At 58.0% G+C, this 12469-nt stretch carries 9 protein-coding genes; 4 read left to right on the top strand and 5 right to left on the bottom strand.

Going from position 1 to position 12469, the window contains the following annotated elements; all coding sequences use genetic code 11:
* The first annotated feature begins 99 nt into the window (after nucleotides 1-99).
* The 3 genes from adk (at nucleotide 100) to P346_RS05755 (ending at nucleotide 3198) form a co-directional block, all read left to right on the top strand.
* On the top strand, nucleotides 100-744 hold the full coding sequence (gene adk / locus P346_RS05745) for an adenylate kinase (protein ID WP_006809841.1): 645 nt from the start codon (nucleotides 100-102) through the stop codon (nucleotides 742-744).
* A 124-nt stretch (nucleotides 745-868) separates the two neighbouring features.
* Nucleotides 869-1831, top strand: coding sequence for a ferrochelatase (hemH, locus tag P346_RS05750; protein WP_032661468.1), 963 nt, complete (start codon nucleotides 869-871; stop codon nucleotides 1829-1831).
* 62 nt (nucleotides 1832-1893) lie between these two features.
* Nucleotides 1894-3198 carry an inosine/guanosine kinase gene (locus P346_RS05755; RefSeq protein ID WP_029741032.1) on the top strand — a complete coding sequence of 435 codons (1305 nt, stop codon included), beginning with the start codon at nucleotides 1894-1896 and terminating at the stop codon, nucleotides 3196-3198.
* A gap of 181 nt (nucleotides 3199-3379) precedes the next feature.
* Here P346_RS05755 and ybaL read toward each other — a convergent pair whose 3' ends face one another.
* Both ybaL and P346_RS05765 read right to left on the bottom strand, forming a co-directional pair.
* Nucleotides 3380-5056 carry a YbaL family putative K(+) efflux transporter gene (gene ybaL, locus P346_RS05760; protein WP_032661465.1) on the bottom strand — a complete coding sequence of 559 codons (1677 nt, stop codon included), beginning with the start codon at nucleotides 5054-5056 and terminating at the stop codon, nucleotides 3380-3382.
* Between the two features lie 230 nt (nucleotides 5057-5286).
* Nucleotides 5287-6495 (bottom strand): MFS transporter, encoded by a 1209-nt coding sequence (locus P346_RS05765; protein WP_032661463.1) that lies wholly within the window; start codon nucleotides 6493-6495, stop codon nucleotides 5287-5289.
* 169 nt (nucleotides 6496-6664) lie between these two features.
* On the opposite strand from P346_RS05765, the gene ushA reads away from it, so the two are divergent.
* The gene (gene ushA / locus P346_RS05770) at nucleotides 6665-8317 is read left to right on the top strand and encodes a bifunctional UDP-sugar hydrolase/5'-nucleotidase UshA (protein WP_032661461.1); all 1653 of its coding nucleotides are present in this window, start codon (nucleotides 6665-6667) and stop codon (nucleotides 8315-8317) included.
* A 92-nt stretch (nucleotides 8318-8409) separates the two neighbouring features.
* Here the strand turns inward: ushA and ybaK are convergent, their stop codons facing one another.
* The 3 genes from ybaK to copA form a co-directional block, all read right to left on the bottom strand.
* The gene (gene ybaK, locus P346_RS05775; RefSeq protein WP_023310615.1) at nucleotides 8410-8889 is read right to left on the bottom strand and encodes a Cys-tRNA(Pro)/Cys-tRNA(Cys) deacylase YbaK; all 480 of its coding nucleotides are present in this window, start codon (nucleotides 8887-8889) and stop codon (nucleotides 8410-8412) included.
* Between the two features lie 199 nt (nucleotides 8890-9088).
* Nucleotides 9089-9883: a TraB/GumN family protein gene (locus P346_RS05780; RefSeq protein WP_032661460.1), complete on the bottom strand. Its 795-nt coding sequence runs from the start codon at nucleotides 9881-9883 to the stop codon at nucleotides 9089-9091.
* A 50-nt stretch (nucleotides 9884-9933) separates the two neighbouring features.
* Nucleotides 9934-12432, bottom strand: a complete 2499-nt coding sequence (gene copA, locus P346_RS05785; RefSeq protein ID WP_032661459.1) for a copper-exporting P-type ATPase CopA — start codon at nucleotides 12430-12432, stop codon at nucleotides 9934-9936.
* Between the last annotated feature and the right edge of the window lie 37 nt (nucleotides 12433-12469).

Here is a 12469-nt window from a genome sequence, read left to right as displayed (position 1 = left end):
ACCGTTTCAGCCTTCCCGCCTTCCTTGAGCGATGCCCGTTCTGGTGGTATTGTTTAGCGCTTTTGAAAAATTGAAACGACTTTTGAGGGGATTTTCGCAATGCGTATTATTCTGCTTGGCGCTCCGGGCGCGGGTAAAGGAACTCAGGCTCAGTTCATCATGGAGAAATACGGTATTCCGCAAATCTCCACCGGTGACATGCTGCGCGCCGCTGTAAAATCTGGCTCCGAGCTGGGTAAACAAGCGAAAGACATCATGGACGCGGGCAAGCTGGTGACCGACGAGCTGGTTATTGCTCTGGTCAAAGAGCGCATTGCTCAGGAAGACTGCCGTAATGGTTTCCTGCTGGACGGCTTCCCACGCACCATTCCTCAGGCTGACGCCATGAAAGAAGCGGGCATCAACGTGGACTACGTTCTGGAGTTCGACGTGCCGGACGAGCTGATCGTTGACCGTATCGTTGGCCGTCGCGTACACGCTGCTTCTGGCCGCGTTTACCACATCAAATTCAACCCACCTAAGGTTGAAGGTAAAGACGACGTGACCGGCGAAGAGCTGACCACCCGTAAAGACGATCAGGAAGAGACCGTGCGTAAACGCCTGGTGGAATACCATCAGATGACCGCGCCGCTGATCGGCTACTACACCAAAGAAGCGCAGGCGGGTAACACCAAATACGCCAAAGTTGACGGCACCAAAGCCGTGGCTGACGTACGTGCAGAGCTGGAAAAAATCCTCGGCTAATCGCGCGCCTCTCACCCGGGCTCCCGGGTGAGAAATATTCTCATCTTACCTATTACAGCAATGGGTTTCGTTTAAACGCATTTCCGCTACAATTGACAACCTATCAAATGGTTAAGAGGCGTGAATGAGTCAGGCGAAAACCGGCATCCTGCTTGCCAATCTGGGCACTCCAGAAGCACCTACATCAGACGCGGTAAAACGCTACCTGCGACAATTTTTAAGCGACACGCGCGTCGTGGATTTCCCGAGACTGCTGTGGTGGCCGCTGCTGCGTGGCGTCATTCTGCCGATTCGTTCTCCGCGCGTCGCCAAACTCTATCAGTCCGTCTGGATGGAAGAGGGCTCGCCGCTGATGGTTTACAGCCGTCGTCAGGAAAAAGCGCTGGCCGCCCGCCTGCCGGATATGCCCGTCGCGCTCGGCATGAGCTACGGAAAACCGTCCCTCGAAAGCGCGGTGGAATCTCTGCTGGCGCAGGGCGTGGATCATATCGTCGTGCTGGCGCTCTACCCGCAGTACTCCTGCTCGACCGTGGCCGCCGTCTGGGACGAGCTGGCCCGCATTCTGGCGACCCGCCGCCGCATTCCTGGCGTGACCTTTATTCGCGACTATGCGGATAACGATCTCTACATCCAGGCGCTTGCCAACAGCGCGCGCGCGTCGTTTGAAAAGCACGGCGAGCCGGATCTGCTGCTGCTCTCCTATCACGGGATCCCACAGCGTTTCGCCAACGAAGGGGATGATTATCCGCAGCGCTGCCGCGATACCACGCGCGAGCTGGTCTCCGCCCTTGGCCTGCCGCCGGAGAAGGTGATGATGACCTTCCAGTCGCGCTTCGGCCGCGAGCCGTGGCTGACGCCGTATACCGATGAAACCCTCAAAATGCTGGGTGAGAAGGGCGTGAAGCATATTCAGGTGATGTCGCCGGGCTTCTCGGCCGACTGTCTGGAAACGCTGGAGGAGATCGCGGTGCAAAACCGGGAATTTTTCCTTGAGGCTGGCGGCGAAAAGTACGAGTACATTCCGGCGCTTAACGACTCGCCTGAGCATATCGACATGATGGTCTCGCTGGTAACGAACAGCCGCTGATCGCACTCCGGGCCGGGTTTGTGCTACCATTCCCGGCCCATATTCTTCGTACAGTTCAGACCATGAAATTTCCCGGTAAACGCAAATCCAAACACTACTTCCCCGTCGATGCCCGCGATCCGCTCCTGCAGCAAATCCAGCCAGAAAACGAAACCAGCGCGGCATGGGTCGTCGGTATCGATCAGACGCTGGTGGACATTGAAGCGAAAGTGGATGATGCGTTTGTTGCCCGTTACGGTCTGAGCGCCGGTCACTCGCTGGTGATTGAGGACGACGTTGCCGAAGCGCTGTACCAGGAGCTGGTGCGCGAAAACCTGATTACCCATCAGTTCGCCGGTGGCACCATCGGCAATACCATGCATAACTACTCCGTGCTGGCCGACGACCGCTCGGTGCTGCTCGGCGTGATGTGCAGCAATATCGAAATCGGTGGCTATGCCTACCGCTATCTCTGCAACACCTCCAGCCGTACCGATCTGAACTACCTTCAGGGCGTCGACGGGCCTATTGGCCGCTGCTTTACGCTAATTAGCGATTCCGGCGAGCGTACTTTTGCCATCAGCCCGGGTCATATGAACAAGCTGCGCGCCGAGAGTATTCCGGAAGAGGTGATCGCGGGCGCCTCGGCGCTGGTGCTGACTTCCTATCTGGTGCGCTGTAAGCCGGGCGAGCCGATGCCGGAAGCGACCATGAAAGCGATCGAGTACGCGAAGAAATACAACGTGCCGGTCGTTCTGACGCTGGGAACAAAATTCGTTATCGCCGATAACCCGGAGTGGTGGCAGGCCTTCCTGAAAGAGCACGTCTCGATTCTGGCAATGAACGAAGAAGAGGCCGAAGCGCTGACCGGCGAAAGCGATCCGCTGCTGGCGTCTGACAAAGCGCTGGACTGGGTAGATCTGGTGCTCTGCACCGCCGGCCCGGTTGGGCTGTACATGGCGGGCTTCACGGAAGAAGAGAGCAAGCGCAAAACCCAGCACCCGCTGCTGCCCGGTGCGATTGCCGAGTTCAACCAGTACGAGTTCAGCCGCGGCATGCGCTACAAAGATTGCGTGAATCCGCTGCGAATCTACTCTCATATCGCGCCGTATATGGGCGGGCCGGAGAAGATCATGAACACCAACGGTGCGGGCGACGGCGCGCTGGCCGCACTGCTGCACGACATCACCGCTAACGCCTACCATAAAACCAACGTGCCGAACTCCAGCAAGCACAAGTTCAGCTGGCTGACCTATTCCTCGCTGGCGCAGGTGTGTAAATATGCCAACCGCGTGAGCTATCAGGTGCTGAACCAGCACTCCCCGCGCTTAACGCGTGGGCTGCCGGAACGTGAAGACAGCCTCGAAGAGGCTTACTGGGACAGGTAAAAGCAAAACGGCAACCCTGGTTGCCGTTTTTAGTGTTTGTTCCCTCTCCCTGTGGGAAAGGGTCAGGGCATCAGGCCGCACAAGGTAAAAGCAAAACGGCATCCTATGGTTGCCGTTTTTAGTGTTCGTTCCCTCTCCCTGTGGGAGAGGGTCAGGGTGAGGGCATCAGGCCGCACCAAACTTACCCCGTCACAGCCTCTTCAACCGGCGGTTTCTCCAGCAGCGTCAGCATCGTATTCGCAATCTCGCGCTCGCCCATCACCACCTTATTTGCACCGCGCTCGGTAATGTACTCCACCTCGTCGTCATAGTGCGCCCGGGCGATAATCTCAATCGTTGGGCACTTCTCCCGCGCGGAAGCCACAATCTCACCCGCTTCATAGCCGTTAGGTATGGTCAGCAGCAGCCAGCGCGCGCAGTCCAGATGCGCCAGATTCATGATCTCTTCGTTTGCCGCATTGCCCAGCACCGCACGAATACCGCGCTCGCGCAGCTCGTCGACGCGGGTGCGTGAGGTCTCAATCACCACCAGCGGAATGCCCTGCGCCATCAGCTTCTCACCGAGCAGGCTGCCCACGCGGCCAAAGCCGACCAGCAGGGCGTGATTGCAAATATCCACCGGGATCTGCTTCTCTTCTTCGATGGCCTCTTCGAGCGTCTGTTCTTCCAGCGTTTCGGTTTTATCGAGGTATTTTTCCAGCAGGGCAAACAGCACCGGGTTGAGCATAATCGACAGAATCGCCCCCGCCAGCACCAGGTTCTGCCCCGCCTGCGGCAGCAGGTTGAGGGCCATGCCCAGACCGGCCAGAATAAAGGCGAACTCACCGATCTGCGCCAGGCTGGCGGCGATGGTCAGCGCCGTCCGCGGCGAGTGGCCAAACATCCGCACCAGGAAGAAGGCGGCAAGCGACTTGCCAAAGATGATGATCGCCAGCGTGCCCAGCACGGCCAGCGGTTGGTGAATCAGAACCATCGGATCAAACAGCATCCCGACGGAGACGAAGAACAGCACGGCGAAGGCGTCGCGCAGCGGCAGAGTATCGTGCGCCGCGCGGTGGCTCAGCTCGGACTCGTTCAGCACCATCCCGGCGAAGAACGCGCCCAGGGCAAAGGAGACATCAAACAGCTCAACGGCACCAAACGCGATTCCCAGCGCCAGCGCCAGCACGGAGAGGGTAAACAGCTCGCGCGAGCCGGTTGCCGCGCTGCGGGACATGATCCACGGCACCAGACGGCGGCCCACCAGCATCATGATGGCGATAAACGCCACCACCTTACCGATGGTGATACTCATATCCAGCGCCAGCGAGGCAAAGCCGACGTTGTCTTTTTCCATCATCCCGGCGACGGCAGGCAGCAGCACCAGCGTCAACACCATGACCAGGTCTTCAACAATCAGCCAGCCTATCGCGATTTGCCCGCGCTGGCTGTCTATTAGCTGTCTCTCTTCAAGCGCGCGCAGCAGCACCACGGTACTGGCGGTTGAGAGACACAGCCCAAAAACGATACCGGTCATTAACGACCAGCCCAGCACCGCCGAAAGCGCCATCCCCAGCAGCGTCGCCACCCCTATCTGGGCGATCGCTCCCGGTATGGCAATCGACTTTACCGCCATCAAATCCTTCAGGGAGAAGTGCAGGCCGACGCCGAACATCAGCAGAATCACGCCCAATTCCGCCAGCTCAGGGGCCAGTTTGGTATCCGCCACGAAGCCTGGCGTAAACGGTCCCGCCAGTACACCCGCTAACAGATAGCCGACAAGAGGAGAAATACGCAGTTTATTGGCAATCATGCCGAGGATAAAAGCGAGCACAAGTCCACCAACAATGGTGGTGATAAGCGGTGTGGCGTGGTGCATTCCGTCTCCTTTCGTTGTGGGTGTTCCTTTTTGGCGAAAAACCAAAAAACCGAGTAATAGTTTATGACAATTTTTACCCTTATGTTTATGAATAATTGTTGAAGTTTGAATAAAACAGCAATATGCGCGTAAAAAAGCGCATTTTGATAAATTCAGCGAGGGGATGAAGAAGAAACCCTTATGGCATCAGGGTATCAGGTAGCCAAAGTAAAACTTTGGCTACCCGTAATTCAGTCTTTATGACGGTTATCAGGCAGGAATATGGTTAACATCCCAAGAAGCGGCAGGAAAGCGCAGATTTTATAAACCAGGAAGATGCTGGTGTGATCCGCAACCATCCCTAACACCGCTGCGCCAAGCCCGCCCATGCCGAAGGCGAAACCGAAAAAGAGCCCGGAAACCATACCGATACGGCCAGGCAGCAGCTCCTGGGCATAAACCAGAATGGCGGAAAAGGCGGAAGCGAGGATAAAACCAATAATCACGGTTAAAATCCCCGTCCATTCAAGGCTCGCGTACGGCAAAATAAGGGTAAACGGCGCCACGCCGAGGATAGAGCCCCAAATGACATATTTACGCCCAATCTTATCCCCCACAGGCCCGCCAATGACCGTACCGGCCGCGACGGCGAACAGGAAGGCAAAGAGGTGGATCTGCGCATTCTGTACCGATAATCCGAATTTTTGCATCAGATAAAAGGTGTAATAGCTGCTGATGCTCGCCATATAGAAGTATTTCGAGAAAATCAGCACCAGCAGCACAGAGACGGCCAGGATAACCTTATTGCGCGGCAGGGGATTGATAACTTTCGCTTTAGGTTTCCCTTTATTCACGCGATGCTGAGCGGCATACCAGCGGCTGATCTGCGCCAGCACGATGATCGCAAGCAGCGCGGCCAGCACAAACCATGCCACGTTGCCTTTCCCGTAAGGGGCAATAATCACCGCGGCCAGCAGCGGGCCGAGAGAGCTACCGAAATTACCGCCTACCTGGAACAGCGACTGCGCCAGACCGTGACGTCCCCCGGAGGCCATGCGCGCCACGCGAGAAGACTCTGGATGGAAGACGGACGACCCGGTGCCCACCAGCGCGGCGGCAACCAGCACCGCTTCAAAACTCCCCGCCATGGCCAGCAGCACCAGCCCGCTTAAGGTAAAGCACATGCCGATCGGCAGCGACCACGGCATCGGGTATCTATCCGTCCAGTAGCCCACCACCGGCTGCAGCAGTGAGGAAGCCAGCTGGAAGGTCAGGGTGATCATCCCGATCTGCACGAAGGTGAGTGAGAACTCGGACTGCAGCAGCGGATAAATGGCCAGAATCAACGACTGGATCATATCGTTGAGCAGGTGTGAGAGGCTGATTGCGCCTAAGACTTTAAAGGAGGTGCGCGACGCCGGTGCGCCCGGAACGGGCTGGGTTGATTCACTGATTGCCATAGAGAGAAGTACCACGTCTTTAGTTATTAGAGATGCAGGGTGTAATTATTATCCGACTAACATACCCGCCCGGGACATTTGAAGAAAGTCGCAATTCTGAAAACTTATTTGTCTATTCTTGTTAGTCACTGTAATTTTTGCCTTTGTCTATTGGTCAGGGAGAGAGAAGATGAAGTTAATGAAGCGGGGCGTCGCGCTGGCGCTCATCGCCGCATGGGGCCTGGTAAGCCTGCCCGCGCAGGCGTATGAAAAAGACAAAACCTATAAAATCACCATTCTGCATACCAACGATCACCATGGTCATTTCTGGCGCAGCGAATACGGCGAATATGGCCTGTCGGCACAAAAAACGCTGGTGGACGGCATTCGTAAAGAGGTAGCGGCCCAGGGTGGCAGCGTGCTGCTGCTGTCGGGGGGCGATATCAATACCGGCGTGCCGGAATCCGATTTGCAGGACGCGGAACCTGATTTTCGCGGCATGAACCTGATTGGCTACGACGCGATGGCCGTGGGTAACCACGAGTTCGATAATCCTCTGACCGTACTGCGTCAGCAGGAAAAATGGGCCAAATTCCCCTTCCTCTCCGCCAATATTTACCAGAAAAGTACCGGCGAACGCCTGTTTAAGCCGTGGGCGCTGTTTAAGCGTCAGGATCTGAAGATCGCGGTCATCGGCTTAACCACCGACGATACGGCGAAAATTGGTAACCCTGAGTTCTTTACCGATATCGAATTCCGCAAACCGGCAGACGAAGCGAAGCTGGTGATTCAGGAGCTGCAGCAAAACGAAAAGCCGGACGTGATTATCGCCACCACGCACATGGGGCACTACGACAACGGTGAGCACGGCTCCAATGCCCCCGGCGACGTGGAGATGGCGCGCAGCCTGCCCGCGGGCTCGCTGGCAATGATTGTGGGCGGTCACTCACAGGATCCTGTGTGCATGGCCTCGGAAAACAAAAAGCAGGTGGACTACGTGCCGGGCACGCCGTGCGCGCCGGACCGTCAGAACGGTATCTGGATTGTTCAGGCGCACGAGTGGGGCAAATACGTGGGCCGGGCGGATTTCGAGTTCCGTAACGGCGAGATGAAGCTGGTTCACTATCAGCTCATCCCGGTCAACCTGAAGAAGAAAGTCACCTACCCGGACGGGAAAAGTGAGCGCGTACTTTACACGCCAGAGATCGCTGAAAACCAGCAGATGCTCTCCCTGCTGACGCCGTTCCAGAACAAAGGCAAGGCGCAGCTGGACGTGAAAATCGGCACGCTGAACGGTCGTCTGGAGGGGGACCGCAGTAAAGTTCGCTTCGTGCAGACCAACATGGGTCACCTGGTGCTGGCGGCGCAAATGGCGCGCACCGGCGCTGACTTCGGCGTGATGAGCGGCGGCGGTATTCGTGATTCCATCGAAGGTGGAAACATTACCTATAAGGACGTCCTGAAGGTGCAGCCGTTCGGCAACCTGGTGGTCTATGCGGACATGAGCGGGAAAGAGGTGATTGACTACCTGACCGCCGTAGCGCAGATGAAGCCGGATTCCGGGGCCTATCCGCAGTTTGCTAACGTCAGCTTCGTCGCGAAAGACGGCAAGCTTAACGACCTGAAGATCAAAGGCGAACCGGTTGATCCGGCTAAAACGTACCGTCTGGCGACCTTAAGCTTTAACGCCACGGGCGGCGACGGCTATCCGCATATCGATAACAAACCGGGATACGTGAACACCGGCTTTATCGATGCGGAAGTGCTGAAGCAGTTCATCGAGCAGAATTCACCGATTGACGTGAATGCCTACGAGCCGAAAGGTGAGGTGAGCTGGCAGTAGTGCGGTTGTTTTGTGCCGGGTGGCGGCTTCGCCTTACCCGGCCTACATTTGAATCGTAGGCCCGGTAAGCGCAGCGCCACCGGGCAATTTTCTCAATCCCGGCGCGCAATATCCGCAAACTTCGCGTCCAGCATTTTCGCCAGATCGCCCGCGGCCAGCTCGATATCCAGCCCGCGTTTGCCGCCGGATATAAAGATGGTTTCAAACTCCTGGGAAGGCGCATCGATCAGCGTCGGCAGGCGTTTTTTCTGCCCGAGCGGACTGATCCCGCCCACCAGATAGCCCGTGGTGCGCTGCGCCACCATCGGATCGGCCATATCCACCTTCTTCGCGCCCAGGGCTTTGGCGACTTTCTTCAGATCCAGCTGTCCCGCCACCGGAGTGACCGCGACGGCGAGGTGTTTCATATCACCATTCACCGCCACCAGCAGCGTTTTATAAACCTGGTCCGCGTTCAGCCCCAGCTTGCGCACCACTTCATCACCAAAGTTAGTTTCATTCGGATCGTGATCGTAAGTGTGGATCCGGAAAGAAATGTTGTTTTTTTCGAGTAATTTAACGGCGGGAGTCATAGCTATCCTTCTTACGACAGACAAATCATGCCATCAGCATACGCCTGACGTTTGTCTAAAAAATAGCACCATCTTGCGCAATAGTATTGGCAGTGATGGTCACTTTGAGCGACAATCGGCTCAACCGAAGGTCTCCTTCGGCATAATAAAAACGATGAAATTCCTCTTTGACGGGCCAATAGAAATATTGGCCATTTTTTTATTTCAACAGTGACGGCAAATTCCCTTCTCCGTACAAATGTAACGCCCCAACAGCCACCACGTAATGCCCCGCAGGTAACGCATGCAGCGTCTGCCGCCAGGCTTTGTTACGTGCGTTCATCAGCACATCATACAGCGATTCGCTGAACGTCGACGGTAACGCCAGCTTACCGTCCTCGGGCGGCGCGTCCAGCCACCAGCCAATCATGGTCTGCAGCAGGCGCGCATTGGTGTGCCAGTGGGTCAGCGTATCGTCCAGCAGCATAAGGCCGTCGTCGGGAAGCTGCCGCAGAAGCGCAATCTGACTGTCCGTCCCTTCCAGCTCGATGACGGGCAGACGGCGCGCCCTTGCCACGTTCAGCAGCTGGTAATCAATGCCGTAATCACCGCGCAGTCCCAGACGCTGCGCCTGCGTGGCCTGCAGCACCATCGCAATTTGCCAGAGCGGCAGGGTGTCAATCATGGAGAGCGACACGCCGGTTTCATCCGCGACGCGGGTCAGTTCCGCAAGCTGGGTTTCGTCCAGGCGTTCTGCCAGGGTGAGATCGCTCTCGAGCCCGGCAAACGGCGACTCCTGACCCGAAATGTCCGCCTCAACGACCAGCGCGTCGGCGTGCTTCAGCAGTTTAATCAGGCCGGGTGGCAGGGGAGACATATCCTGCGTACCCATATGAATACTGCCGACCAGGTGCAGGTGCTGACCGCCGGGAAGAGAAATATCCAGACCGGGCCAGGCATAACGGCGAGGAAAGAGGGCGCGAAACGATGCTTTTATACGATTAAACAGACCCATACGCGCTCCATGAATGGAAAGGTTCATGCTAGCGCGTACGGGTACAAGGTTCAATCCTTCGGTTTAAAGCGCAGCAGCCGGTTGGCGTTGCTCACCACGGTAATGGAGGAGAGCGCCATCGCCGCACCCGCGACCACCGGGTTAAGCAGCGTGCCGGTCAGCGGCCACAAAATACCGGCCGCGATCGGGATTCCGAGGGTGTTATAGACGAACGCTCCCAGTAAGTTCTGCTTCATGTTGCGCAGCGTGGCTTTTGAAATGGCCAGCGCGTCGGCAACGCCCATCAGGCTATGGCGCATCAGCGTAATGGCGGCGGTTTCAATGGCGACATCGCTCCCGCCGCCCATGGCAATCCCTACGTCCGCCTGGGCCAGCGCCGGGGCATCGTTGATGCCGTCGCCGACCATCGCCACCTGACGACCCTGGCTTTGCAGTTTCTTGATGGCGTCCGCTTTACCGTCCGGCAGTACGCCTGCAATCACCTCATCAATTCCGGCTTCTTTCGCGATGGCGTTGGCGGTGGTCGGGTTATCCCCGGTCAGCATCACCAGACGATAGCCGGCGCGGTGCAGGCGCTGCAGGGCGTCCACGCTGTCCTGGCGAAGCGGATCGCGCACGGCCAGCAGCGCGGCGGCTTTGCCATCCACCGCCAGCAGAACCGGCGTGGCGCCCTGAGACGCCTGCGCTTTCAGCTCGCTTTCCAGCGCGGCGGTATCAATACCGTTTTCATTGAGCAATGCCTGGTTGCCCAGCAGCAGCGCGTGGCCTTCTGCTTCACCGCTGACGCCGAGCCCGCGCAGGGTGCGGAAATTGCTGACCTGCGGCAGGGCAGAAGCATTCGCTTTATCGAGAATAGCGCGCGCCAGCGGATGGCTGGAGCCTTGCTCCAGCGCGGCGGCGAGGCGCAGCGCGTCCTCTTGCGCAATGCCCGCGGTAGTGACGGCCACCACCTGCGGTTTGCCTTCGGTCAGCGTCCCGGTTTTATCAAACACCAGCGTGTCGAGGGTGCTGGCCCGCTGCAGCGCGTCTGCATCCCGTACCAGTACGCCAAATTCGGCCGCGCGGCCTACGCCGGAGATAATCGACATCGGAGTCGCCAGGCCAAGGGCGCAAGGACAGGCGATGATCAGCACCGTGGTGGCGATCACCAGGGTGTAAACAATCTGCGGCGCGGGGCCGAAGAAATACCAGATAGCCGCGCTCAGCAGGGCAATGCCGACCACCACCGGCACAAAAATGGCCGAGATTCTGTCAGCAAGCTGGCCAATTTCCGGCTTGCTGCTCTGCGCCTGGCGCACCATGCGGATGATACGCGACAGCGTCGTGTGGCTGCCGACGGCGCTGGCGGTAAACAGCACGCTGCCGTCCTGCACCACCGTGCCGGCATGAACGGCGTCGCCGTCTGATTTCTGCTGAGGGATAGGCTCGCCGGTCAGCATCGCTTCATCCAGCCAGGCTTCGCCCTGGGTTATCTTGCCGTCAACGGGAACGCGATCGCCCGTCGTCAGGCGCAGCGTCATGCCGGGCTGAACTTCCGCCAGCGGGACGCTTTTCTCCCCCTCGACCGTGACCACGCGCGCCGTCGGCGGGGTTAAATCAAGCAATCTTTCCAGCGCTTTCGAGGAGCGCTGGCGGGCGCGGGCTTCCAGCATATGGCCCAGGTTAATCAGGCCGATAATCATCGCGCTCGCTTCATAGTAGAGATGGCGCGCCTCCATCGGGAACCACTGGGGCCAGACGTTCACGCTCATCGAATAGAGCCACGCCGCGCCGGTACCGAGCGCCACCAGCGTATCCATCGTCGCGGTGCGGTTTTTCAGGCTCTTCCAGGCGCTGGTATAGAAATGTCCGCCTGCAAACACCATCACCGCAAGGGTAATCAGGCCAATCACCAGCCACAGCGTGCGGTTGTCGTCGGTGACCATCATGTTGTCGCCGAGCATGCCCCACACCATGACCGGCACCCCGACCAGCAGAGCGACAATCGCCTGCCAGCGGAAGCGTTTCATGGTGGCGATAGCCGTTTCCTGCTGACGCTCGCGGCGCTCGGCATCATCTTCGATGGCCTCCGCCCCGTAGCCCGCTTTCTCAACGGCCTGCACTAAATCTGCGGCGGAGGCACTGCCCATCACCAGCGCAGTACGCTCCGCAAGATTGACCCGTGCCTGCGCGACGCCCGGTACGGCCTGCAAGGCGTTTTGTACCCGGGAGACGCAGCTGGCGCAGCTCATGCCGTTGATCAGCAGCTGTTGGCTGTCGTCAATATCATCAGCTGCCGGAAGCTCAGGAGTGGCCGCTGTCAGCGCTTCCGACGGGGATGATGACTCTGCCAGCGGTTTAGCCTTTGGGTGGCTTAACTCCGCCCCGTAACCGGCCTGCTTGATGGTATCAATCAGCGCATCCGCGCTGGCGCTGCCGGTCACGGCGGCATGATCGATAGTCACATCAGCGCTTTCAACGTCAGGGCGCTGTTCCAGGCTTTCTTTAACGCGTTTGACACAGTGGCCGCATGAGAGGCCGTCCAGCGTCAGGTCGATAGTGTGAGACATAACAAAACTCCCGTATAATGAACTGGTCAGTAGTTGA

It is taken from the genome of Enterobacter sp. DC1 (assembly GCF_000568075.1).
Taxonomy (GTDB): domain Bacteria; phylum Pseudomonadota; class Gammaproteobacteria; order Enterobacterales; family Enterobacteriaceae; genus Enterobacter; species Enterobacter asburiae.
The sequence above is the reverse complement of the archived record's forward strand: the minus strand, read 5'-3'. Positions and strand labels throughout refer to the sequence as shown.

Excerpts from the sequence above, each read along its gene's own strand:
- P346_RS05780 (WP_032661460.1), bottom strand. The coding sequence starts at position 9,883 with ATGGGTCTGTTTAATCGTATAAAAGCATCGTTTCGCGCCCTCTTTCCT.
- hemH (WP_032661468.1), top strand. The coding sequence starts at position 869 with ATGAGTCAGGCGAAAACCGGCATCCTGCTTGCCAATCTGGGCACTCCA.
- ybaK (WP_023310615.1), bottom strand. The coding sequence starts at position 8,889 with ATGACTCCCGCCGTTAAATTACTCGAAAAAAACAACATTTCTTTCCGG.
- P346_RS05765 (WP_032661463.1), bottom strand. The coding sequence starts at position 6,495 with ATGGCAATCAGTGAATCAACCCAGCCCGTTCCGGGCGCACCGGCGTCG.
- P346_RS05755 (WP_029741032.1), top strand. The coding sequence starts at position 1,894 with ATGAAATTTCCCGGTAAACGCAAATCCAAACACTACTTCCCCGTCGAT.
- ushA (WP_032661461.1), top strand. The coding sequence starts at position 6,665 with ATGAAGTTAATGAAGCGGGGCGTCGCGCTGGCGCTCATCGCCGCATGG.
- copA (WP_032661459.1), bottom strand. The coding sequence starts at position 12,432 with ATGTCTCACACTATCGACCTGACGCTGGACGGCCTCTCATGCGGCCAC.
- adk (WP_006809841.1), top strand. The coding sequence starts at position 100 with ATGCGTATTATTCTGCTTGGCGCTCCGGGCGCGGGTAAAGGAACTCAG.
- ybaL (WP_032661465.1), bottom strand. The coding sequence starts at position 5,056 with ATGCACCACGCCACACCGCTTATCACCACCATTGTTGGTGGACTTGTG.